We start from the raw sequence: 22,664 nt of genomic DNA on the forward strand, positions 1-22,664 counted from the left end.
GCGATGAAAATCATCAAACCCCAATCACTCGGCGTGCTCCACAAGCCCTACACCCATCTCGGCCAGCACCGGCTGTCGGTGGCGGTGCTCGGCTTCTTCCGGCTCGGCGCGCCGAACGAGCGCTTCCTCGCCGAAAGCACGCAATGGCCGCACGTGGTCGCGAGCCTGCCGGCCGGGCAGCCGCTCGATGAAGTGATGCCGCGCCAGGGCGCCGAGGTGCTGCTGCTCGGCTCGGCCCACGCGCCCGGCAAGCAGGCGGCCACCGGCGTGGACGTGCTGCTGCGCGTGGACGACACCGCCGGCCAGCCCGCCGTCGGCAAGTGCCTGGCCGTGTGCGGCGAACGCGAATGGCGCATCGGCGCGCTGGGCGGGCGCCGCGTCGGCCGGCCCAAGCCGTTCCTCGCGATGCCGATCACCTACGCGCGCGCGTTCGGCGGCCCGCGCAATCCGGTCAACCCGGCCGGCTGCGGCAGCCGCGAATCGTGGTTCGGCAAGAGCCGCGGCCCGATGCCGAACGTGGCCTACGCGGCCGGCACCGCCAACGCCGGCTGGCGCGCCAGCGTGGCGGCCGGCTTCGGCCCGATCCCGCTCGCCAACCGCGCGCGGCGCGACAAGCTCGGCAGCTACGGCCGCGGCTGGCGCCGCCACGACGCGCCCGGCTTCGCGCGCGACCTCGACTGGAGCGTCTTCAACATGGCGCCGCCCGACCAGTGGCTGAAGGCGCCGCTGCGCGGCGGCGAACGCTACCTGCTGCGCAACCTGCACCCGCAGCACGCCGAGCTGACGGGCACGCTGCCGGACCTGGCCGCGCGCGCGTTCGTGACCCAGCTCGGCGAGACGCCCGAGGCGATGCGCGAGGTGCCGCTCGCGATGGACACGGTCTGGTTCGTGCCCGATCACGATCTCGGCATCGTGATCCACCACGGCACGATCGAGATCGACGACAGCGACGCGCTCGACGTCGGCACGCTGATGGTCGGCTACGAATACCGCGACAGCCCGAAGAGCGTCGGCCACTATCGCGACGTGATGCAGCTGCGCCTCGATCCGGAGGCGGGCCGCATGCACGTGTTCAACGACAGCCAGCTCGCGCCCGAGCGCTCGGCGGCCGACCAGGCGCGCCGCGCGGCCGAGCAGGAACGCGCCGAACAGGCCGTGCTCGCGCGCAGCCAGCGGCGCCTCGACCTGCTCGACGCGCAGCACTGGGCGCGACGCGGCACGCCGCCGCCGGCCGGCCACCAGGTCGCCCGCGCCAAACTGCCGGCGCTCGGCATCATGACCTCGCAGACGGTGGCCGAGGGCGACTTCGACCTGACCGAAGTCATGACGCGCGCCAAGGCGCTGGTGGCCGAGGCCGAGCAACGCGGCAAGGAAGCGCTGGCGCGCCTGCCGGCCCATACGCCGGCGCCGGTCGATGCCGCGAAGCAGCTGGCCGACGCGCTCGAACGCGCGGCCCTGCCGGCCTACGACCTGCTGCCGCCGGGCGAGACCGGCCGCGATCCGCGGGTCGAGGGCATGCTGGCCAGGCTGCCGGCGCCGCCCGACGACGCCGATCCGAAGCAGCAGGCGCGCCATGACAAATCGTGCGCCGCGATCGCGAAGATCCCGTCGCTGCGCCGCCAGGCGCGTCGCTCGGCGCCGAAGGTCACGGTCGCCGCGCTGCCCTATTTGCCCGAGACCGCGCGCGCGCTCGGCGAGCGGGTCCGGCAATGGCATGCGGCGGGCGTGCCGCTCGCCGGGCGCGACCTGGCCGGCGCCGATCTGGCCGGCGTCGACTTCTCGGGCGCGGACCTGCGCGAGACGATGTTCGACGGCGCCGACTTGAGCGACGCGAAATTCGTCGGCGCCAACCTGCAGGGCGCGGTGCTGGTGGGCGCGCGCCTCGATCGCGCCGATTTCTCGGGCGCCGATCTCACGCGCGCGAATCTCTGCGCCAGCAGCGGCCGCGCGATCTCGTTCGAGGGCGCGGAGCTGGCGCACGCGCAGGCGCTCGACGCGCAGTGGCCGCAGGCCAACCTGCGCCGCACCCGCCTGCGCCGCCTGCTGGGCCTGCGGCTCGCCTGCCCCGGCGCCGCGTTCGACGGCGCCGACGCGAGCAAGGCCACGCTGTTCGACATCGAGGCCGACGACAGCCGCTGGGAAGACGCGACGCTCGAGAAGACGGTGTTCATGCGCGCGCAGCTGCAGCGCGCGAGCTTCGCGCGCGCGAAGCTGACGAAGGCCGTCTTCAACCTGAGCGACCTGCAGGCGAGCCGCTGGGATCGCGCCCGGCTCGACGGCGTGCAGGCCGGCGGCAAGACCAACTGGCGCGACGCCGCGCTGACCGGCGCGACGGCGCGCAACTGCGGCTTTCACGGCGCCGATCTCTCGCACGTCGACATGGAGGCGGCCCGCTTCCTGCGCTGCGACTTCGGGCAGGCCGACCTGCGCGGCGCGCGCCTGGTGGCGAGCCTGTTCTCGCTGTGCGGCTTCCACGCCAGCCAGCTGCGCATGACCGAGGCGGCGCGCGCCGAATTCTTCCAGTGCCGCTGCCGCAAGGCCGACTTCACCGGCGCGCGGCTCGGCGACGCCGCGTTCGTGCAGTGCGAGCGCACCGGCTCGATTCCGCCGGAAGGCATTGCCAACGGGAGCCCCGCATGACCACCATCTGGGACGACATCGCGCTCGCGATCGAGTTGGGCAAGCCCGTCGCGCGGCGCGAGCTGCACGGGCTCGACGCGCGCCGCCGCGAACTGGGCCGCGCGACCTTCAGCGAAGTCGATTTCTCGAACGCCTCGTTCGCCGACGCCAATCTCGCGCGCGCCAAGTTCATCAACTGCGATCTGCGCGGCGCCGATTTCGGCAACGCCGACCTCGACCACGTGAACTTCATCAAGTGCGACCTCACGCGGGCGCGCCTGAACGGCCGCAACATGGCGCACGCGTGCTGGGTCGACTGCGACCTCACCGACAGCGACTGGTCGCACGCGCAGCTGCAGGTCAGCTCGCTCGTGAACTGCACGCTGCACGGCGCGCGCTTCGACGCCGGCGCGCTCACGCGCTGCACGCTGATCAACGACCGCTTCGACGGCGCCAGCGTGGCCGACGCGACGCTCGAGCAGTGCGTGATCAGCCCGGCCGACTGGCGCGAGGTGGAACTGCGCGGCCTGAAAGCCGACGGCGTGACGTTCTCGAACGCGAACTTCCACGGCCAGGTGATGAGCGGGCTGCGGCTGCGGCGCTGCACGCTGACGGCCGCCGAGCTGGTGCAGGTCGACCTGGCCGGCGCCGACCTCACGCGCTCGAACTTCTATCAGGCGCATCTCGCGCAGGCCAACCTCAGCAACGTCGAGGCGCCGAACGCGATGCTCTATCAGGCGCGGCTCGAAGCCGTGGACCTGTCCGACGCGAAGCTCGACGGCGCGATCTTCCAGCAGGCGCAGCTCGAGGATTGCCGGCTCGACGGCGCACAACTGACGACCAGCGTCTGGAACAAGAGCCGCCACCGCAACGTGTCGTTCCAGGGCGCCGATCTCGCCCACGCGCGACTCGAACACATCACCGGCGGCCAGGTCGATTTTTCCGACGCCAATCTCGACCACGCCCAATTGCACAACGCGACGCTCGCCGACGCGCGGTTCCGCGGCGCCAGCCTGCGCCAGGTCGGCCGCACCAATCCCGCGCGCCTCAAGCTCGAAGCCCGTACCCTTGCCCTGGAGAACGAATGATGGGTTCCCCCCGGACCACCAGCAAACTTCCACCCCCGCTGCCGCTGCATCTGGTCGAGGCCAGGGTGATCGTGGCGCTGGAGCAGCACGCCTACCTGCTCGACGACGGCCGCGTGGCCTACCAGGCGCTCAGCTGCCTGATCCGCCCCGAGGTGGGCGACCACGTGCTCGTGGCCACCTGCCAGAACGACGCGAGCTACATCCTGCACGTGCTGCACCGCGCCGACGCGAAACAGGTGCAGCTGAGCGTGCCCGGCGCCGAGACGCTGCGCGTGGAGCAGGCCCGCATCGAACTGGCCGCCACCGAGTCGATCGCGCTGAACTCGCTGGCCGACGTCGAGGTCAGCGCCGCCACCGGCACGCTGAACCTCGCCGCGCGCAACCTGTTCACCACCGCGCAGGACAGCCTCGTCGAGAACGTCGGGCAGTTCGTCGGCCGCGCCGATCGCTACCTGCTGGAGGTGAGCGAGCTGCTGCGCCTGCACGGCCAGCAGGCGATCGTCACCGCCGAGGAAGACGTCAAGGTGGACGGCGAACGCATCAGCATGGGCTGACGCGCCGCGCGCCCCCACCCGCCAGCCCATATACCGGAGCCCTCATGTTCGCCACCAACAGCCTTGACGCGATGTCGATGTCGACGATTCCCGACGTCTGCAAGACGCCGGCTCTCGTGCCGGTCCCGATTCCCTACGTCAACATCACGTACTCGTCGATGCACATCCCGTCGGTGTTCAACGTGATGATCGGCGGCGGCTTCGCGGAGAACCTGCTGACCGAAGGCACCATCAGCATCGGCGACGAGCCCGGCGTGCTGGGCGGCATCGTCTCGAACGTCTTCATGGGCCCCGACACCTACCTGACCGGCAGCCTCAAGGTGATGTTCGGTCCTGCCTTCGCCACCCACATGACCTCGCTGGTCGGCATGAACGGCATGCCGTTCAACACCGTCGGCATGTCGATCGTGCCGGCGCAATTCCGCGTCCTCCTGCTGGCCTGACCATGAACCGTCCATTCCGCTCCCTCCGTCCGCACGGCGCCCGGTCCCTCCGTTCGCACGGCGCCCGCACGCTCGCGCGCCTCGCCGTGCTCGGCGCCTGCTGCCTGCTGGCCGCCTGCAGCTGGCTCGGCTTCTCGAAGTCCGCCGCGGTCTCGCAGATCAAGGTGGTGGCCGAGGTCAACGCCAACCAGAACGCCGCCACCCAGCTCGACGTGGTGTTCGTCTACGACAGCAACGTCACCGGGCTGCTGCCCGCCACCGGCCCCGACTGGTTCCAGAAGAAGGACGCGCTGACCGCCGGGCTCGCCACCGCGATCGACGTGGTCAGCCTGCAGGTGCCGCCCGCCACGCTGGCCACGGCGAAGCTGCCCAAGCGCCACGGCAAGGCGATCGGCGTCTACGTGTACGCCAACTACCTGACCGCCGCCGGCCAGCCCAAGGGCAACATCACGCCCTACAAGAACGTAACGATCTGGCTCACGCCGACGACGGTCACCTACCAGTCGCAGTGACGCCAGCCAGCCCAGACACGAGCCCCGGAACGATCAGGCCATGACACAGACCGCCCCCCTCCCCGACGCCGTCCAGTGGTCGGAAGGCATGATGCTCTCGCCGCAGCATCTGCAGCAGAACGACCGCTACTGGCACGCCCACCTGCGCCATCGCCTGCAGGCCGTGGCGCCGCATTTCTGGGGCGTGCTGAAGCTGCGCTTCGAGATGGTCAAGGAAATCCTCAGCATCGGCGAACTCGAATGCATCCTGCCCGACGGCCTGCTGGTGGCGTTCCCCGGCGGCCTGCCGCGCAACCCGCCCGGCAACGTCGAGATCGACGTCGGCGCGGCCTGCAGGAGCGGCCAGGCGCCCGTGAAGGTCTGGTGCTGGGTCAATCCGCGCGGCTCGCACGCGGCCGTGCAGGACAGCCAGGAGCGCCGCTACAACTCGGTGCTCGACGAGCCGAGCGTGGACGAGAACACCGGCGACAGCGCGCTCACGCTGCCGCGCCTGCAGGTGCGCTTCCATCTCTACCTCGGCGTGACCTCGCCCGCGCCGCACAGCGCGGTGCCGCTGCTCGAATTCGTGCGCGGCGAGAACCAGCAGCTGCAGATCACCCCCTATCACCCGCCGATGCTGCACGTCGACGCCGCCGACTGCCTCGGCGCCTCGAACCTGTGGCGCGGCCTGCACGACTTCCACGACCGCCTGTGGGACAAGCTCGCGCAGCTCGGCGAGCCGGGCAAGGGCGGCGACGCCGACGACAGCGCCGGCAACGAACGGCGCCAGCACCTGTCGGCCGCGCGCGCGATCGGCGCCTGCCTGCCGCCGTTCTCGACGCTGCTGGACGGTCGCACGCATCCGGAAGCGCTGTACCAGGCGCTCGCCGGCATCGTCGGCTCGGTGTCGGCGATCGGTGCCAATCCGCTGCCGCTGCTGATGAAGCCGTACCAGCACGACGACTGCCTGCCGCAATTCCAGCAGGCGATGGATTTCGTGCAGAGCCGCATCGACACCGTCGACACGCGCTACGAGACGCTGCCGTTCCTGCGCACCGACCAGCACGACCCGGGCCTGCTCGACGCCTGCTTCGAGCGCCGTGTGCCGGGCGGCATGGGCCACGAGCTGATCATCGAGGTCGAGCCGCGCGAAGGCCAGACCGCCGCGCAACTGCTGGCCTGGCTCAACGAGGCGGTGATCGCCGACGCCTCGGTGATGCCGCTGCTGCGCCGCGCGCGCGTGGCCGGCGCCTCGGTGCGCGCGCTGCAGCCGCACGAGATCGAGCGCGAGAAGCTGCGCTCGCAGGCCTGCCTGTTCGCCGTGAAGAACCAGCCGCTCGAGCTCGACGACCAGGGCGCGCAGCACGCGTTCGGCGACGGCGCGCTGCTGCAGGTGGTGGGCCGCAAGAACGACGCGCTGCCGGCCGCGATCACGCTCTATCGCCAGAAGCAAAAGCAGAAGCACGGCGCGCGGGCGGCCGCGGCGCCGTCTCCGGCGCCCGCGCCCGCCCCCGCGCCCGCGCCGATGGCGCCCGAGGTGGAATGGGCCCCGGCGGCCCCGAGCGCCCCGGCCACGCCGGTGGCGACGGCCGTCGCGATGGCGCCGGCCGTGACCGGGATGCCGGCCGCGGTCGCGGTCGCGCCGGCCGCCGCGGTGACCTCGACCGTCACGGTCACGCCGGTGGTGCCGGGCATGCCGGCCGCGCCCGCCGCGCCGCCGGCGCCGGCCGCGCAGTACGCGCCGCCGACGCGGCCGGCGTCGTCCACCCCGCCGGGAGGCCGCGATGCGTGACGCCCCGAGCTGGCCGCAGCCGGGCCGCGATCATCCCGATCTGGTGGCGCGCTTCGCCGACTTCTATCAGGAGCTGGCGGCGATCAAGGCGGCGCAGGCAGGCGGCTGGCTGGCCGCCTATCTGGCCGGCGACGACTCGCCCCAGCCCGTTACCGGCAGCGAGTTCGCCAAGCGCGTCAACGCGCGGCTGCTCGCGCTGCTGCAGCGCCAGGCGCGCCGCTACGCCGACGACACCGGCACCGCGGCCGGCCAGGCCGAGCGCCAGGCCCGCTACCTGATGGCCGCGCTGGCCGACGAGGTGCTGATCTTCGAACTCGACTGGCCGGGCCGCGACGCGTGGCTGTCGGTGCTGCTCGAGCAATCGGTGTTCGATTCCAGCAACGCCGGCTCGCGCTTCTTCACGATGGCCGAGCAGCTCGTGCAGGAGACGCCGCGCACGCCGCTGCAGGCCGAACTCGCCTCGGTGTTCCTGCTCGCGATGGAACTCGGCTTCAAGGGCCGCTATCGCGCGCGTCAGGCGCAGCCGCATCTGGAGAAGATCCGCGGACAGCTCTACCAGGTCGTGTTCGCGGCCGGCGGCAAGCTCGACGACGACCAGCCGGCCTTCGCCGAGGCCTACGCGTATCCGCTCACGGGCCGCCGCGACGAGCGGCTCGCGCCGCTCACGCCGTGGCGCAATCTCGGGCTCTACGGGCTGATCGGCTACCTGCTGCTGTCGGTGGTGGCGTGGTTCGTCCTGATGCACCCGTTCGAACATTACTTGAATAGCTAGAGAGTCAGGCAGGAGCGCAATTCGTGGACGCATTACAGAAATCGATCGCCTGGCTGAAGGCGCAGACCGGCTGGGCTCCCGACGCCGGCACGCTCAAGCTCGTGCTGATGGCGGCGGCCGCCGTGCTCGCGCTGCTGGTGCTGGTGAAGCTGGCCGGCAAGCTGTGGGCCAAGCTCAAGCCGCTCGTCAAGGCGCCGGCCGTGCCGCCGCTGTGCGGCTGCGAACCGGCCGCCGGTAACCGCGTGAAGGGCTGGATCGAGCGCGCCACGCTCGCCATCGACTACCTGCGCACCGGCCGCGAATGGCGCTACGGCACGCCGTGGCTGCTGATGCTCGGCCAGGCCTGCGCCGGCAAGACCAGCCTGCTCGAATCGGTCGGCCCGCAGCATACGCAGCCGCTCGACGAACGCCAGAAGCAGCTCGAACTCGAGGGCGCCAGCTGGTACGCGCTCGACCAGGGCCTGGTGCTCGATCCCGACGGCAAGTGGCCCGAGTCGGCCGCCACCGTCGCGCTCGGCGACGGCACCTCCGACGACGCTGACCTGCGCCGCTGGCAGAAATTCCTCGACCAGCTCGACGCGCTGCGCCCCGAGCGCGCGCTCGACGGCATCGTGCTGGCGGTCTCGGCCACCACCTTCCTGCAGCGCGATCCGGCCCGGCTGATGGCGGTCGCGCAGAACGCGCGCCAGCAGCTGCGCACCATCGAGGAGCGGCTCGAATTCGCGCTGCCCGTCTATGTGGTGGTGACCGCCTGCGATCACGTCGAGGGCTTCAGCGCGTTCTGGCGCTCGCAGGCGCCGCAGCGGCACACCGAGATGGTGGGCTGGTCGGCGCCGAGCCAGTCGCTCGAGACGCCGCCCGCGCAGTGGGGCGCCACCGTGTTCGACGCGATCGGCGCGCAGCTGCAGGCGCTGCAGGTGGAAACCGCCGCGCATTGCGAGCGGATCGCCGAACACGACGCCGATCCGATGTTCCTCTACCCGCTGCGCTTCGCGCAGCTGCAGGCGCCGTTCGAGCAATGGCTCGCCACGGTGTTCCAGGTCTCGGCCTGGGAGACTACGTTCTTCCTGCGCGGCGTCTATTTCACCGGCACCGTGGCGGACCACGGCGACCAGGTCGAGCATCGCGACGGCCCGCGCCACGACGTGGCGTTCGTGCGCGACCTGATGATCGACAAGGTGCTCGCCGAGAAACACCTGGCGCGCCCGACGCGGGCCGGCGTCTGGTCGCGCAACCTGCTGATCCGCCGCGTGCAGTGGTTCGGCGTGATCGGCTTCTCGCTGCTGTTGATCGCGTTCGCGGTGCGGGTCTGGATGATCGACGCGCAGATCGACCGCGTGGTGCAGGCGCTCGAACGGATGCAACAACTGCAGCCGCCCGCGCCCGGCGCCGGCTGCATCGCGCAGGCACCCGTCTACCAGCTGGTCGAGCAGGTCGCGCAGATCGACGCCGACGCGAGCAGCTGGCTGCTGCCGGTGTCGCTGGTCGATTCACGCCTGAGCAGCCAGAGCGCGCGGCGCGTGATCGACACCGCGTTCCGCAAGGTGATCCTGCCGGGTCTCGCGTGCCAGCTCTCGCAGCGCGCCGACGAACTCGGCGCCGAAGCCACCCGCGGCATCACCGCCGGGCTCGACTACACGCAGGCGCTCGGCCAGCTGAACGGCTTCGTGCAGCGCGTGGACCAGTACGAGCACAACGCGAGCCGCTTCCAGCGCCTGCTCGGCAAGACGCCCTACGCAAAGGACCGCGTGCCGCTGCCGGGCTTCTTCGATCTGGTCGAATACGCCTACCGCACCCCGGTGCCGCCCTACGTGCGCAGCCGCCCCGGCCTGCTGCCGGCCACGCTCGCGGCCCTCACCGACCAGGATTTCAGCGGCACCATCGCCACCCCGCCGCAACTGAAGCAGAACGTCGGCAACCACATCGCCGCGCTGGCCGCGCAGGCCGGCAGCCTGCTGCAGTCGGAACTGCAGGCCGGCCTGCCGCTGCTCGATCAATTGCAGGCGAAGAAGCAGCCGATCCTGCCGCACGTGCAGCAGTTCACGCACTGGCTGAACTGGATCCGCACCGCGTGGCTCGGCTCCAGCGCCACCGACAACCCGATCCTGACCGTGCAGAACCAGCTGGTGGCGAGCCTCAAGCCGCTCGTCACCGACTACGGCTATCCGTCCTACCTGCAGGCGCAGGTCGGCGCGCAGTTCGACGCCGCGCATCAGTACCCGCTCGCGATGCAGACGCTCAACAGCCTGTCGCTGCCCGGCTACGGCCCGCTGTTCGTCAACCTCAACGGCCAGATCGCGCTGAACCCGTCGATGCAGGGCGAGCTGACCGGCCTGAACGCATTGAGCAGCCTCGACTACATGTCGATCAACCCGCTCACCGCGTTCAGCTGCACCGGCAACCTCGCCAACTGGAGCCCGGGCCTGCTGAAGGACGCGAACCAGTACGCGGCCGACTACCAGAAGTTCCTCGCCCAGCCGACGCTGAAGGGCGGCCAGCCCGACGCGCTCTATCGCCAGCTGGCCCGCTACCAGCTCGAACTGGCGATGAACAACAACCTCGCGCAGGCGCAGGCCGCCGCCGGCCTCGCCACCAGCGGCACCGACACCAGCACCGAGGCGCAGCAGAGCGCCGACAGCGGCAACTTCGCGACCCTCTCGCCGCTGGTGCTGAACGTCGAGAAGCAGTTCCGCGCGCTCGGCATGGACGGCAGCGCCACGCAGCTCACGCAGTGCGCGCACCAGTACGCCAACAGCCAGCTCGGCCGCATCTCGCTGCTGGCCGACCAGAGCCAGCTCTACCAGCCGACCTACCTGCCCGCCTCGCAGGATCCGGACGCGTACTTCTTCGATCTCGGCAGCACGCCGGTGGTGACCGACATGCTGGCGCGCCAGGTCAGCCGCGTGCAGGTGCTGGTCGGCTACGCGCAGCCGTTCCTCAACTACCTCGGGCAGGCCGAGCCGTCGGCCTCGAACACGAGCGCGAACACCGCGAACGCGGCCTACTGGAACAACACGGCGAGCGAGATCAAGCGCTACACGCAGGGCAAGGATCCGAACTCGCAGCCGGCCGTGCTCGACAACCTGTTCCTGAAGGTGCTGCCGGCGCTGCAGAACAGCAACTGCGGCGAGCAGCTGGCCGCGTACCCGTCGCCCGCGCTCGGCAACGACCTGTTCTCGAACCATCGCGGCCAGCTGATGCAGAGCGTGCAGATGCGCTGCAAGGGCGAGCGCTATGCGCAGGCGCAGAACGCCTACCAGCCGGTGGCGAGCCGCTTCAACCGCGAGCTGGCCGGCCGCTATCCGTTCGGCACGCTCGACGCCGACGACGCGAGCCTGAACGCCGTGACGAGCTTCTTCACCGACTACGAGAGCCGGCGCGCCACGCTCGAGAAGCAGGTGGCGGGCCTCAAGGATCCGTACTGGAAGAACGTGCGGCAGTTCCTGGCGCAGCTCGATCAGGTGGACGCGTTCCTGCAGGGCAACGTGGTGCCGGCGGCCACGCCGGGCGACGCGGCCGGCGCGGGCAGCGCGAACACCACCGGCGGCGATGCCCCGCTCGTCAGCCTGAACGTGAACTTCCGCGCGCTGAAGCCCGGCGCGAACGGCAGCAACCAGATCAGCGAGATGAACCTGGTGTCGGGCGCCAAGGGCGTGTCGTTCCCGAACGGCGGCAGCGCCATGGACTGGCAGTTCGGGCAGCCGCTGGTGCTCGACCTGTCGTGGGCCGGCCTGTCGCTGTGGCGGCCGTCGCTGGCCGTCACCGCGCCCGACCTGCAGGTGGACGGCAACACCGCGTCGTTCGCGGCCACCGGCAACTGGGCGCTGCTGCGCATGATCGAGCGCCATCGCCCCGATTCGGAGCCGGCCACCGACCCGCGCGACGCGTCGCGCGCGCTGCTGCAGTTCGACGTACCGGTACTGCAGGCGAAGCCGGCCGGCAGCCCCGTCACCGACACCGCGCACGTGTTCCTCGGCATTCGCGTGTCGAACGTGAACGCGAAGACTCCGACGCCGCTGAAACTGCCGGCGGCATTCCCGATTTCCGCCCCTCAATGAACGCCATGACGACCACGCCCTCACTGCTCGCCGACGCCCGCCGACATTTCCAGGAGACCCTGCGCATCGATTTCGACGCGCTGCTCGCGCCGCTCGACGGGCACGACCCGTGCGGGCGGCCGGCGCGGGAAAGCCGCAACTACGCGCAGATCGCCCAGGAGCGCCGCCACGACGATCCCACCCTGCCGATGGGCGCCTGGCAGCGCGACCTGAAGCGCGCCGACTGGCTCAAGGTCAGCCACCTGATCGCCGACATGCTGATGTATCAGAGCAAGGACATGCAGCTGCTGGCCTGGCTCTACGAGGCGCAGCTCAAGCAGTACGGCCTCGGCGGCATCGCGCCCACGCTGGTGCTGGTGCGCGAGATGGTCTCGCGCTACTGGGATCACATCCATCCGTTCCCGAGCCAGGGCGACTACGAGCATCGCGCCAACATCATCCGCTCGATTTCCGACAAGAACCTGGCGGCGCTGCGGCTCGCGCCGCTGATCCGGCTCGAGGACGGCAAGGTCTACTGCTGGGCCGACTGGGAGCGCGCGCACTATCACGAGCGCGCGCGCGCCGGCGGCCGCACCGACCTGCCGGCCGAGGGCGCCACGCTCGCACAGCTGCAGGAGGCGCTGGGCGCCACCTCGGCCGCCGACTTCCTGGAACTGCGCGCGCGCCTGTCCGATGCGCTGCGGGCGATCGCGGAACTGGGCGCGGCGCTCGATCCGCGCTTCGAAGGCGACGCGCCGAGCCTGCACAAGACGGTGGAGCTGCTCGAATCGATCCGCTCGCTCGTGGACGGCGAGCTGCACAAGCAGGGCGTGCAGATCGAGCCGCCGGCGATGGAAGCATCGCCCGAAGCCAACGCCGGGGCGGCCGGCGAGGAAACCGGTGCAACCGCCGCGACCGACGCACCGGCCGCGAACGGCACGGCCGAGGCGCCGGCCCTGGCCGCCGCGATCCGCGATCGCGCCGACGCCTATGCACGGCTGGAGGAAATCGCCGAATTCCTGATCCGCATGGAGCCGCACAGCCCCGTGCCGTATCTGGTGCGGCGCGCCACGCTGTGGGGCCGCATGAACACGGCCGAGCTGTATCAGGAGCTGTTCCTGCGGCTGGGCGGGCAGCTCAACATCTTCGAGATGGTGGGGATCGAGAACGCGCAGCCGAACAATCCGTCCTGAGTTCGCAACGATTTGCTCACGTGCGGCTCACACGGCCGCTTCGCCCTCACCTGGAAAGGAGTCACCCATGTTCCACTTCGGCAGAACCGTCGAAAAACTCAGCCCGCTCGCCAAGAACACGTTCAGGAGCGGCACGAAGAAGCTCGGCTCGCTGCTCCAGGTGCCGCAGCGCGACATCCACTACGAAACAGCGGCGCTCAGGCAGCACGTCGAGAACGCGCGCGCCAAGTCCGCCGAGCTGAACGAGTTGCTCACGCGCCACGAGACGTTCGAAAAGCAATACCCGAAGCTCGATGAGCTGCGGATTCAATTCGGCAACACCAATACCTATCAGCCGAGGCAACACCAGGTCACCATCCTGCAAGGCAGCCTTACGCCGGTGAGCGATCTCACCCACGAAGTGCGGCACGGACACGACAAGCAGATCGCCGACACGCTGGACCCTTACGACACCAAATCGATGATCCAGGGCGAATTCGAAGCCATCGCCTCGCAACGCAAGGCGGCGGATCAGGCCAACGAGCCTTACCGGCAGATCATGAAGATGCCCGACGCCGACGTCATGGCGCACTACGAAAAGATCTACGGCAAGGCGCCCGCCAACGCCACGTTCACCAAGGGCAAATCGCTGACCTGAGCGAGCTGGCAACCCGCGCCTCGTCACCCGGCGATCACGGAGGGAATCGCGATCATGCAGACACTCGCGTTGGAAATCGACACGCCTCGCCACGTCGCGGCCGACCGGATCGAGCCATTGATCCTGGACGCCGCGCTGCAGGCGTTGACCGAAGCCGACTGGCACGCCTCGGCCCTGCTCGCGCGGCTGCCTTCGCTGCTCGATCACGCGGCGACGCTCGCGCCGCCGGACCGCGTGAGCTGGCTGATCGGCCTGCGCCGCTGCTGGGAACAGCATCACGAGGCGTTCGACGCGGCGGCGAAGCGGGCCCTGCTGACGCTGGCCGCCACCTGGGCCTACTGGCCGCTCGCGCTCGCGGTGGGCGCGTCGCTCACGCCGGAACAGCGGCGCGACCCCGCCGTGCTCGCCCTACTCGGCCGCGCCTGCCACCTGGCGGGCGACATCGACGCGGCGCTCGACTTCGCCGTGACGGTGCAGTTCGCCGACCCGGGCCAGCACCATCACGCGGCCACCTATCGCGACCTGCTCGCCTGGCGCGACTGGCGCCGCGGCTCGCTGCCGATGCACGGCATCGCGCACGACGACGAGCCGCTCTATCTCGAACCGCTCGGCCACCAGCATCTCGCCGATTTCAGCTGGCAGTACTACGATCCCGCGATCGCCGATTGGTGCTGCCTGCCGCGCTTCGACGACGCCGCCGCGTGGCACCGCTGGCTCGACGCCAGCTACGCGCAGGGCGACCGGCAGTTCGCCGTGATGCACCGCTCGTGGGGCTTCATCGGCAACGTCGGCCTCACGCAATGCCGCGACATCGGGTTCTTCTACTACTGGATCGGCCGCGATTTCCAGGGCCACGGCTTCGGCTCCAGCGCGGCGGCGCTGCTGCTGGCCGCCGCGCATCGGCACGGTGGCATGCGCACCTGCTACGCCACGGTCTACGACACCAACGCCGCGTCGCGCCGGGCGCTGGAGAAGATCGGCTTCGTCGATACCGGCATTCGCGCCGTGCCGCCCAACGGCAACCAGCTGTTCTACCGGATCGGCGAGCCGGATTCTCCGGCGCGCATCGCGAGCGAGCTGCACGCGCTGACCGACCGGCTCGATCTGGACGTGCGGGCCGCGGTGCCGCTGACGAGCAGCGCCTCGTGAGCGCACGCGCCCGGATCGCGCGACGTCCGCCCGCCCCGCGCATGACCGTTCCGTTACCGGAGGTGCAGCGATGAAACGAACCAATCCGTTCACCGGCATGATTCCGCCGGGCAAGAAAGTCTTCTACGCGCCGGCCCACGACCCCGTGCCGCCGCCGCCCCTGCCGCCGCCGCAGCGTGGCGCCTCGTTTACCGACGGGATCCAGGCACTGGCCGCCGGCACCCGCACCGAGAGCGTGTATACACAGTTGAACGTACCGTATGCGGTCAACGGCGCCGATCACGTTGTCGACATCCACGGCACCTATTCGACTTCGGTGCAACAGTCGAACAAGCCGAGCAACAAGACCTACGACGCCAGCAAACCCACCAAGTCATGGGTGCAGGGCATGCTGCAGCCGATGGGCGAAACGTCGTACTTCGACCAGAACAAGCGCAGCAAGGCGATTCCGGCCACCCTCTCGCTGGAGCGCGCCACGATCGAGGGCCGCGCGATGAAGTATCTCGCGGAGGACACCTACGTACCCACGCGCGCCACGGCCCGGAACAGCGAAGCCGGCCAGGCGAAGTACTTCGGCGGGCTGACGATGGGATCGTTCGTGGAAGACATCACCGGCGCGCGCGGTCTCGGCCTCGGGCTGGTGGGTTCGGGCATGCGCGCGACGACGATGGCCGGCAAGTGGCGCATGCAAAACACCGGCACGTCCTCGATTTCCAGTTTCGGCAGCGACATGCTGAATGCGTATCCGCAGCTGGGCAACACCAAAATGAGCCCGAAGCAGGGCGCGAGCGTCCTGCGCGACAAGCTCGACGCCGGCGACACCAGCGCCGACGCGGTGCTCAAGCAGCATCTGGGAATGCGCGGCAGCATCTATCAATCGCACGCCAAGGCGCTGCGCGAGGCGGGCCTGCGCTTCGACACCAAGCTGAAGGCCATCCACGACGGCACCCGGACCGCCGTCGCCCAGGGCGACTGGTGGCAAGGCAAGGGCACCGCGCTGACCCCGCTGGGCGACCCCGTGCAGGCGCAGGCCCGCGAGCAGCTGCGCGACGAGTACATCGCGCGCAAGCTGGACCGGCATGCCATCGCGCAATATCTCGCGCCGCCGGAGATGGCGAGAGCGGCGTTCGCGGGCAAGCTCGAGCAGATCCGGACCGGCGGCGCGACGCTGCCGGAGGCGGGCAAATGGTGGGAAGCCCAGCACACGAGCGGGACCGACTGGAGCACCGTCGACAAGGCGAGCGACCCGCTGCAACACCAGCAGCTGAAGCGCGCTTACGTCACCGCCAAGCTGACGAAATCGAATCACACTGCCGAGCTGGCCGAGGTGCAGCAGAAGTGGGCGAGCAAGGATGCGTTCACGGCCGAACTGGACGCGATCCGCCGCGGCACCGCCTCCACCCAGCCGTTCTGGACTGCCCGGGCGGGCACCACGGATTTCCACACGTTGACCCGCGACGGGACGAAGGCGCTGCGGGCGCAATACGTAGCGGCCCACAAACCCTGAGCGCGCGTCCCGCGCCGTTGTCACCGCCACGGCGATGCCGCGAGCGGCATCCCGCTTCATCACGTTTCATCCACGCTCACAAGGAGATATCGCATGGGCTTTCGACGCAAGGCAATGACGCTTGGCCCCCCGATCGGCGGCTTCCTCCTGTCCGCCTTCAACCATCCCGACGCCGAAGCGCAGCGCACCGAGTTCGGCAAGCAGATCGCGCATCACGATTCGCCATATGGGGACGCGGTGAAGACCGCGAACGACGGGTTGCTGAGGGCGAAGGTGCCGCTCGCGCCGTTCGCGCGCGACGCCATGAAGGACGCGATGGATGCGGTGGCACAAAAGCGCATGTCCAGCACCACGGCGGCCACCTTCATGGAGACGGCGGGCTTCATGCGAAGCGCCGGTCATGCCGCCTGGAATCTCGATCCGCGTGCGCTGGCCGCGGCCACGCTCGGCGTGCTCGCCACGCCGCTGCGGGGCATCGCCGTCCATCTGCACGCTGCGGAGACGCCGGGTACGATGGAGCACGAGTTCTACAAGAGCAATCGCCCGCATCTCTACGAATAGGCCGCACCGTCGGCACGCCTCGGCGTAGCCGGCGTCCGTCGCCTCGGGCAGCGCGGTCAGCCGCCCTCGCCCGGCTCCGGCACGATCAGCGTCTCGCTGCCGGCATCGCCGCTCTCGCCGTTGCGCGCCGACGCATGGCGCCCCGCGCCGTCGCCGTCCAGGCGCTCGCGCACCTCGCGCGGCAGCCGTTGCGTGAGGATGGTCTGCGCGCGGCGCGGCAGTTCCAGTTCGATCGAGGCGAGCGGCTGCTGGCGCGGCGAGCGGCCCGCGCCGCCGGCATGCTCGATGGTGGCAGTGCGCCGGTCGTCGTCGCCGGGCGCGAGCGTGCCGAGCACGGGGCGCGTCGTGCCGTTCGGCACGATCACCTCGACGCGCTGCGCGTCGCCACGCAGGCGCAACGTGGGTGAGAATGGCTTGTCTTTTCGCATCACGGCCCCGTCAAGATTCGAACGCGCGGGCAGCCCGCGCGACACACGGCGGCCCAAGCCGCCTCCCGCCTCGCGCCGCTCACGCGGCACCTGGGCAAACCACTTTTTTCAACCGGCCTGGTCCGGTCCGGAGCAAATCACCGATGGCACGCATCTATCAGACCAGCAACATGGGCGAGGCGCATTTTCGCGTCAACCTGTCCGACCGCAGCACCGCCGACCTGCTCGTCCACCGCGTCGGCAGCTGGGGGCTCGCGCATGGCGACGCGCGCTGGTTCATCACGCGCGACAAGCAGGAGGCCGACGTGTGGCTGTATTTCACGAGCCTCGGCATGGCGCAGCTCAAGGTCTGTTTCGTCGACAGCTACGGCGAAGCGGGCTGGCAGCACGCCCACCCGCTGCAGGGGCGCCTCGGGCGCTGAGCCCCACGGGCGGCCCGGCGCGGGCCGCCGCGCCGCCGCCGCGCCTCGTTACGCGCCGTCGCGCGGCGCGCGCCACAGCAGGCGGTTGCCGATCGGCACGCGTGCCACCTCGCCGCGCGCGAGCAGACATTCGAGCGCCGCCTGCGTGACCTCGAGCGACTGCTGCGCGGATTGCGCGCCGACCCAGAAATGGTGAATGCCTTCGACCGTATCGGCCGCGGCGGGATTCATCTGCAGATACTGCGCGATTTGGGCGGCGACGTGCTGGACCAACGCGTCATTCATGAAGCACACCTTGCCGTCGAGAATTCGTAAAGCCGAAAGCTTACCTCAATCGCCACGCCCGACTCAGTTCGAACGATCGCGCACGAGGCCGTGCTTGCGCACCAGCTTGCCGAACGCGCTACGCTCCTCGCCCGCGAGCCGCGCGGCCTGCGAGAGATTGCCGTTCGCCTCGGTCAGCAGCCGCCGCAGGTAATCGACCTCGAAGCTGGCGATCGCCGCCGCGCGCTCGGTCTTGAACGGGCGCGCGCCGGCCGGCGCGGCGCTGTCCGCGTCGGGCTCGCAGGCCGCGCTGCCGAGCCGCACGAAGCCGTCCTCGCTCAACAGGACGGCGCGATGCACGGCGTTCTCGAGTTCGCGCACGTTGCCCGGCCACGCGTGGCCGCGCAGATGCGGGTACGAGGCCTCGTGAAGACGCATCGCGGGTTTCGCGTAGCGCGTGCGCAGCCGGTCGAGGAACGCCTCGGCCAGCTCGACCACGTCGCCGCCGCGCTCGCGCACGGGCGGAATCCGCAGCATCACCACGTCGAGGCGGTACAGCAGGTCGCGCCGGAACTGCCGCGTCTCGGCCAGCGCGGCGAGATCGGCGTTGCTGGCCACCACCACGCGCACGTCGGCAAAGCGGATCCTGGTGCCGCCCACGCGCCGGTAGCTGCCGTCCTGCAGGAAACGCAGCAGCGCGGCCTGCGCCTTCAGGCCCAGCGCATCGATTTCGTCGAGGAACAGCGTGCCGCCCTCGGCCTCGCCGATCAGCCCGTCGCTGACGAGCTTGGCGTCGGTGAACGCGCCGCGTTCATGGCCGAACAGCTCGCTTTCGACGAGCGCCTCCGGCAGCGCGCCGCAATTGACGGGAACGAACGGCGCCTGCCGGCGCCCGCTGAGGTAATGGATGGCCCGCACCGCGAGCTCCTTGCCCGTGCCGGTCTCGCCAAGCACGGTTACCGGCACGTCGACGCCCGCGATCTTCTCGATCTGGCGTCTGACCGCCTCCATGGCGTCGGACGAGCCGAGCATGTTGAGACGGGAACTCTGGTTCATACGCACTCCGAAGCTGGTCGATTGGCCTGCGGCGGCGTGCGCTGGGCGGACGTCGCGGCGGGGCCGTTTATTGTCGGGCGGTACGGCGGCACATCCCTGTCGATACGGCCAGGTCGGGCCCGATCCGGCCCGCCTGCGCGCTTCAATGCTCCCCGTAGACAGCCGCCGTTCGCACGGCGCCGAGCATCCTGCGCGGGCATAATCGTAATTAGTATTTCCCGAAGTGAAAAGACGTTTCGTGAAGAAATGTTTGGAAATATGAAGGTGGATATGTAAATCAATCCGATTGAAAAGTCCATCCCGTCGATTCGGTACCATAGGTATACCCGCATTTAATACGGCACCCTCATCCGGCATCCGGGCGAAGTGGTATTAACGGTTGTCCGCGAGGCAACTTTAGGGTTGCATGCGGCTTTTGCCGGGACCGCGGGTTTACGACGGCAACGGCGCGCCGCCGGATCGGCGGAAACGGCGCTGCGCCGCGACTGGCGGGCCGGACAGCCAGGCGGCCGGCCGCTGCCGCACCGCTGCGACCGGCGCGCCGCGGCGCCGCACGAGCCGGTCGGATTGATTTGCCCACGCGCGGCGGCGCCGGTTTTCCGGCCGCCGTCGAATGGATTTCATTCGGGGGCGCAAACGATTTACCGGCGACAATTCGAAGTGCAATATGACCCCGTCAAGCCGGAATGCGAATCTGCCAGTCTCCGCTGATAACGGAATGACTCATCAAACAAGACAACCCTATGACGTTGGCAAAAAAATTATTTTCGTTTAGTGTCGCCGGGCAGGCGGCGCAAACGTCAGGTCGTGGCGGCGGGGATCGCGTTGGGGGAGCCGGCTTCGGCCGCAGCACGACCTGCCGGTGACGTGGCGGTGCCGGTGACGTGGCGGTGCCGGTGACGTGGCGGAATCGCATGCCGTTTCAAGAAATGGCTCGATCGATGCGATCGGGCGAAACCGGGCAGCCGTCACCTCCGGGCCACCACCACCCGATACCGCACCGGCGCCCGACGATGCGACGGGCGCCGGTGCCGGCGGGTCATGCGGCCTGCGCGTCAGCCCACTTTGATCCAGTTGCCGCCGTCCTGCCGATACTGGAGCACGCCTTTCTCGAGCCGCACCTGCAATTGACTGTCGTCCAGCCGCACCTCGGTCTTGATGCCAAGGGTGGTCATCAGATTGCGGAAGAAGTTCTTCAAATCCGCCCCGTTGCTCTCCCAGACGTCGATGCACCCGATGCAGGCGCGCAGGTTGCCGTTCGGCTCCATGATCCGGCTGATCTCCGCGCTCACGTTCGACGCCGGATCGAAGATCGGCGTGTCGCGCTCGTCGACGATCGACAGATGGATGGCGCGCACCAGGGTCGGCTTGCCCGGCGTCTGCTCGACGAGCGAGATGCAGCTCGTCATCGCGCCGAAATCGATTTGCGTGGCATCTCCCCACCTGCGCTCGCTGACCTTCAGCGGCGCGGTACCTTCTACTTTCGTGATGACATAGGCCATGGTTTCCTCGCGTGATTCGATGGGACTGCCGTTGGCAGGGCGCGACGGGTTCGGGAAAACGAACCGGCGCGGCCCCGCCGCTCACCTCCCGCATCCGGCCCGACGGGCCGGCGGGTCGTGTCGATGCATGCCGGGGCACCGCGCGCGGGGCTGAATCGATCCGCCAGACAACGCTGCCGTGCGCAGGGGCGGCACCGGCATCGATTCAATGCCGGCCGCTGCGCGGCGCGCCGCCACGGGCGCCTGCCGCCCTGCCGGCGATCACGTCGGGCGGCACGACCGATGCGCTGACGGCGTGCGGGCCGGCGTACTGCCACAGCTTGTCCCAGTACGATGCGAGCATCTCGCGCACGGCCGCCTCGCCCTCGATCAGGTAGTTGAACTCGGACAGCGAGCCCGGATACAGGTTGTCGGAGCCGACCACGTAGATCTCGTCGTCGACGATCATGATCTTCGCGTGATTGCCGGGCGCCGACGCGACTTTGTCATAGTAGTAACCGCTCGCGTTGAACACCGAGAACGCGGCGCTGCCGATGATGCCCTCGCTCGGCGGGCTGTCGGCCAGCGGCGGCCGCTTCAGCGTGGCGGTATAGCCTTCCGGCGACAGGTCCGGCCATGCATAGGTCAGGCCCTCGGCCGTCCGCGTCTGCGGCACGCGGTCCGTGTAGTAGAACGGCGCGACGTGCAGCCTCTTCAACGCCTCCCTCGCGCGCGCGAGTTCCGGATCGGACAGCAGGCGGTCGGTCTCGGCGTGGTGTGTCATGTAGTACTCGATCAGGTCGAACGTGCGCCGCGCGCCGGAGCCGAACGAATACTGATCGCCCTCCTCTCCGGCGCCGCCGTCCTGCGGCGACACCACCACCCGCACCTGCAGCTCCGGCTTCGCGAGCAGCGCGGCCATCAGCCATTGGCACACGACGTGGTCCGACCACTTCTTCTTCCACGCGCTGATCAGGTCCATCTGCGACATCAGGATCGTGTGCTCGGCGCCCTCGATCAGCGTCTTCTTCATGACCTCGGAGGCCTTCTTGTAATCGCTCTCCATGTTTGGTCCCGTCCAGTACTTGCCGACCGCGAGCATGCGGGACGAGCGCCGGTACTCGTGAAACCCGGCATAGCGCGTATCGACGACGCGCTCGGGAAACACCGGTTCGGCGAGATCGATCAGCGTCTGCGGGTCGCCGCTGTCGGCGCCCTCCTCGTCCGCCGGCGGCGCGTCGGCGGGGCCGTCCTGCTCGCCGGACTCGTGCAGCCTGATCAGCGCGTCCTGGCGTTCCCTCACATAGGCTCTGACGTCCGCCTCGCCAAGCGGATCGGCCAGTTTGTGACGATTGCCGTTGTCGTGCCGCCATGCCATGGTCGCGACGTCGAGCGTCTCGCGCGTCAGCAGGTCCGGGCCGCACGCCCACATCTGGTTCAGGAACAGCTGCGCCCCCTCCGCCGCGGCGCCATGCACGATCACCGACACGTCGTGGACCGGCGGATAGCTCCGGAACAAGTCCATGTTCAGGTTGTGTCCGCCCACCAGCGCCTCGCTGCCGTCCATCGCGATGATCTTCGCGTGGTTCCAGGTCATCTTCGTATCGTCGTCCGAGATGAATTCCGGCGGGAACAGCTGCGCCTTCAGCGACGACACGATGCCCGACCTGAGCCGGAAAAAACGCCCGAGCCAGATTTCCGGCACCTGCTCCCAGTTCGCCCGGCGGCTTCGCACCAGCCGCAGCAGCGCGGCCCTGAACGCCGTGTAGACGGGCGGCAGCGAGGCCGGATAGAGCGGCGTCTGCCCGAACAGGAAGCGGAACTGCGTCGGCCGGGTGCGCCCCATGCGCTGGCTCAGCGCCGTATCCATCGCGCCGAGCACCACGCGGCTCCAGTCGGGGTCCGGGCTGTTCAGCGACGCCAGATCGCAGCGATAGCGCGACTTCTGGACGATCTCGTTGATGGCGCGTTCGAAGTCCGCCTGCCGCTCGTGCGCGCGCGGCATGACCTCCGGGCCGAACGCCTCGCCCCAGGTGCCGGGCGTATCGAGGATCCTCACGTAGTTCGGCTCGCTGATATGGCTGAAATACCCGGGGTGCTGCGTGATCTGGTTCTGCACGTCGTCGATCTTGCTCATCGTGTCGATCTCGTCGAGGGAAAGGGGTGGCCG

The 22,664-nt window shown here is 69.5% G+C and carries 19 protein-coding genes; 14 read left to right on the forward strand and 5 right to left on the reverse strand.

Annotated elements, in window-relative coordinates; translation table 11 throughout:
• The first annotated feature begins 3 nt into the window (after positions 1-3).
• From BpN12_RS09415 to BpN12_RS09475, 13 genes are all read left to right on the forward strand, one after another.
• Positions 4-2,640, forward strand: a complete 2,637-nt coding sequence (locus tag BpN12_RS09415) for a DUF2169 domain-containing protein (RefSeq protein ID WP_246792205.1) — start codon at positions 4-6, stop codon at positions 2,638-2,640.
• Complete coding sequence (locus BpN12_RS09420) at positions 2,637-3,707, forward strand: pentapeptide repeat-containing protein (protein WP_246792207.1); 1,071 nt, start codon at positions 2,637-2,639, stop codon at positions 3,705-3,707. Before BpN12_RS09415 ends, BpN12_RS09420 begins: the two co-directional genes overlap by 4 nt.
• Positions 3,704-4,261 carry a DUF3540 domain-containing protein gene (locus BpN12_RS09425; protein WP_246792209.1) on the forward strand — a complete coding sequence of 186 codons (558 nt, stop codon included), beginning with the start codon at positions 3,704-3,706 and terminating at the stop codon, positions 4,259-4,261. The genes BpN12_RS09420 and BpN12_RS09425 overlap by 4 nt, the downstream gene beginning before the upstream one ends.
• A gap of 44 nt (positions 4,262-4,305) precedes the next feature.
• Positions 4,306-4,704: a DUF4150 domain-containing protein gene (locus tag BpN12_RS09430; RefSeq protein ID WP_198252864.1), complete on the forward strand. Its 399-nt coding sequence runs from the start codon at positions 4,306-4,308 to the stop codon at positions 4,702-4,704.
• A 2-nt stretch (positions 4,705-4,706) separates the two neighbouring features.
• Positions 4,707-5,216 (forward strand): hypothetical protein, encoded by a 510-nt coding sequence (locus tag BpN12_RS09435; RefSeq protein WP_246792210.1) that lies wholly within the window; start codon positions 4,707-4,709, stop codon positions 5,214-5,216.
• Between the two features lie 40 nt (positions 5,217-5,256).
• Positions 5,257-6,987, forward strand: coding sequence for a type VI secretion system baseplate subunit TssK (tssK, locus tag BpN12_RS09440; RefSeq protein WP_246792211.1), 1,731 nt, complete (start codon positions 5,257-5,259; stop codon positions 6,985-6,987).
• Entirely contained in the window at positions 6,980-7,759 is a 780-nt protein-coding gene (locus BpN12_RS09445; protein WP_246792214.1) for a DotU family type IV/VI secretion system protein, read from the forward strand. The genes tssK and BpN12_RS09445 overlap by 8 nt, the downstream gene beginning before the upstream one ends.
• 23 nt (positions 7,760-7,782) lie before the next feature.
• Positions 7,783-11,817 (forward strand): type VI secretion system protein, encoded by a 4,035-nt coding sequence (locus BpN12_RS09450; RefSeq protein WP_246792215.1) that lies wholly within the window; start codon positions 7,783-7,785, stop codon positions 11,815-11,817.
• Positions 11,818-11,822: 5 nt separating this feature from the next.
• Complete coding sequence (tssA, locus tag BpN12_RS09455) at positions 11,823-12,989, forward strand: type VI secretion system protein TssA (protein WP_246792216.1); 1,167 nt, start codon at positions 11,823-11,825, stop codon at positions 12,987-12,989.
• A gap of 67 nt (positions 12,990-13,056) precedes the next feature.
• Positions 13,057-13,626, forward strand: coding sequence for a hypothetical protein (locus BpN12_RS09460; RefSeq protein ID WP_246792217.1), 570 nt, complete (start codon positions 13,057-13,059; stop codon positions 13,624-13,626).
• Positions 13,627-13,680: 54 nt separating this feature from the next.
• Positions 13,681-14,775: a GNAT family N-acetyltransferase gene (locus BpN12_RS09465; RefSeq protein WP_246792218.1), complete on the forward strand. Its 1,095-nt coding sequence runs from the start codon at positions 13,681-13,683 to the stop codon at positions 14,773-14,775.
• Positions 14,776-14,845: 70 nt separating this feature from the next.
• Positions 14,846-16,282 carry a hypothetical protein gene (locus BpN12_RS09470; protein WP_246792219.1) on the forward strand — a complete coding sequence of 479 codons (1,437 nt, stop codon included), beginning with the start codon at positions 14,846-14,848 and terminating at the stop codon, positions 16,280-16,282.
• Positions 16,283-16,396: 114 nt separating this feature from the next.
• Positions 16,397-16,843, forward strand: coding sequence for a hypothetical protein (locus BpN12_RS09475; protein ID WP_246792220.1), 447 nt, complete (start codon positions 16,397-16,399; stop codon positions 16,841-16,843).
• A gap of 56 nt (positions 16,844-16,899) precedes the next feature.
• Here the strand turns inward: BpN12_RS09475 and BpN12_RS09480 are convergent, their stop codons facing one another.
• The gene (locus BpN12_RS09480) at positions 16,900-17,271 is read right to left on the reverse strand and encodes a hypothetical protein (protein WP_246792221.1); all 372 of its coding nucleotides are present in this window, start codon (positions 17,269-17,271) and stop codon (positions 16,900-16,902) included.
• Positions 17,272-17,414: 143 nt separating this feature from the next.
• Here BpN12_RS09480 and BpN12_RS09485 point away from each other — a divergent pair, with 143 nt between their 5' ends.
• Positions 17,415-17,693, forward strand: a complete 279-nt coding sequence (locus BpN12_RS09485) for a 7(1) septoil knot domain-containing protein (protein ID WP_246792222.1) — start codon at positions 17,415-17,417, stop codon at positions 17,691-17,693.
• A 48-nt stretch (positions 17,694-17,741) separates the two neighbouring features.
• On the opposite strand, the gene BpN12_RS09490 is transcribed toward BpN12_RS09485, so the two are convergent.
• The 4 genes from BpN12_RS09490 to BpN12_RS09505 form a co-directional block, all read right to left on the reverse strand.
• Positions 17,742-17,978: a hypothetical protein gene (locus BpN12_RS09490; RefSeq protein WP_198252854.1), complete on the reverse strand. Its 237-nt coding sequence runs from the start codon at positions 17,976-17,978 to the stop codon at positions 17,742-17,744.
• A gap of 63 nt (positions 17,979-18,041) precedes the next feature.
• Positions 18,042-19,013, reverse strand: coding sequence for a sigma 54-interacting transcriptional regulator (locus tag BpN12_RS09495; protein WP_246792223.1), 972 nt, complete (start codon positions 19,011-19,013; stop codon positions 18,042-18,044).
• A 1,055-nt stretch (positions 19,014-20,068) separates the two neighbouring features.
• A complete protein-coding gene (locus BpN12_RS09500) occupies positions 20,069-20,515 on the reverse strand; it encodes a hypothetical protein (RefSeq protein WP_246792224.1) in 447 nt (148 codons plus the stop codon).
• Positions 20,516-20,720: 205 nt separating this feature from the next.
• Positions 20,721-22,631: a phospholipase D-like domain-containing protein gene (locus BpN12_RS09505; RefSeq protein WP_246792225.1), complete on the reverse strand. Its 1,911-nt coding sequence runs from the start codon at positions 22,629-22,631 to the stop codon at positions 20,721-20,723.
• Positions 22,632-22,664 lie beyond the last annotated feature (33 nt).

Origin of the sequence: Burkholderia perseverans (assembly GCF_022870505.1) — a bacterium.
In the GTDB taxonomy this organism is placed as follows: Bacteria; Pseudomonadota; Gammaproteobacteria; order Burkholderiales; family Burkholderiaceae; genus Burkholderia; species Burkholderia plantarii.

Coding starts and splice junctions, on each gene's coding strand:
- BpN12_RS09415 (WP_246792205.1), top strand. CDS start 4: ATGAAAATCATCAAACCCCAATCACTCGGCGTGCTCCACAAGCCCTAC.
- BpN12_RS09420 (WP_246792207.1), top strand. CDS start 2,637: ATGACCACCATCTGGGACGACATCGCGCTCGCGATCGAGTTGGGCAAG.
- BpN12_RS09425 (WP_246792209.1), top strand. CDS start 3,704: ATGATGGGTTCCCCCCGGACCACCAGCAAACTTCCACCCCCGCTGCCG.
- BpN12_RS09430 (WP_198252864.1), top strand. CDS start 4,306: ATGTTCGCCACCAACAGCCTTGACGCGATGTCGATGTCGACGATTCCC.
- BpN12_RS09435 (WP_246792210.1), top strand. CDS start 4,707: ATGAACCGTCCATTCCGCTCCCTCCGTCCGCACGGCGCCCGGTCCCTC.
- tssK (WP_246792211.1), top strand. CDS start 5,257: ATGACACAGACCGCCCCCCTCCCCGACGCCGTCCAGTGGTCGGAAGGC.
- BpN12_RS09445 (WP_246792214.1), top strand. CDS start 6,980: ATGCGTGACGCCCCGAGCTGGCCGCAGCCGGGCCGCGATCATCCCGAT.
- tssA (WP_246792216.1), top strand. CDS start 11,823: ATGACGACCACGCCCTCACTGCTCGCCGACGCCCGCCGACATTTCCAG.
- BpN12_RS09460 (WP_246792217.1), top strand. CDS start 13,057: ATGTTCCACTTCGGCAGAACCGTCGAAAAACTCAGCCCGCTCGCCAAG.
- BpN12_RS09465 (WP_246792218.1), top strand. CDS start 13,681: ATGCAGACACTCGCGTTGGAAATCGACACGCCTCGCCACGTCGCGGCC.
- BpN12_RS09470 (WP_246792219.1), top strand. CDS start 14,846: ATGAAACGAACCAATCCGTTCACCGGCATGATTCCGCCGGGCAAGAAA.
- BpN12_RS09475 (WP_246792220.1), top strand. CDS start 16,397: ATGACGCTTGGCCCCCCGATCGGCGGCTTCCTCCTGTCCGCCTTCAAC.
- BpN12_RS09480 (WP_246792221.1), bottom strand. CDS start 17,271: ATGCGAAAAGACAAGCCATTCTCACCCACGTTGCGCCTGCGTGGCGAC.
- BpN12_RS09485 (WP_246792222.1), top strand. CDS start 17,415: ATGGCACGCATCTATCAGACCAGCAACATGGGCGAGGCGCATTTTCGC.
- BpN12_RS09490 (WP_198252854.1), bottom strand. CDS start 17,978: ATGAATGACGCGTTGGTCCAGCACGTCGCCGCCCAAATCGCGCAGTAT.
- BpN12_RS09495 (WP_246792223.1), bottom strand. CDS start 19,013: ATGAACCAGAGTTCCCGTCTCAACATGCTCGGCTCGTCCGACGCCATG.
- BpN12_RS09500 (WP_246792224.1), bottom strand. CDS start 20,515: ATGGCCTATGTCATCACGAAAGTAGAAGGTACCGCGCCGCTGAAGGTC.
- BpN12_RS09505 (WP_246792225.1), bottom strand. CDS start 22,631: ATGAGCAAGATCGACGACGTGCAGAACCAGATCACGCAGCACCCCGGG.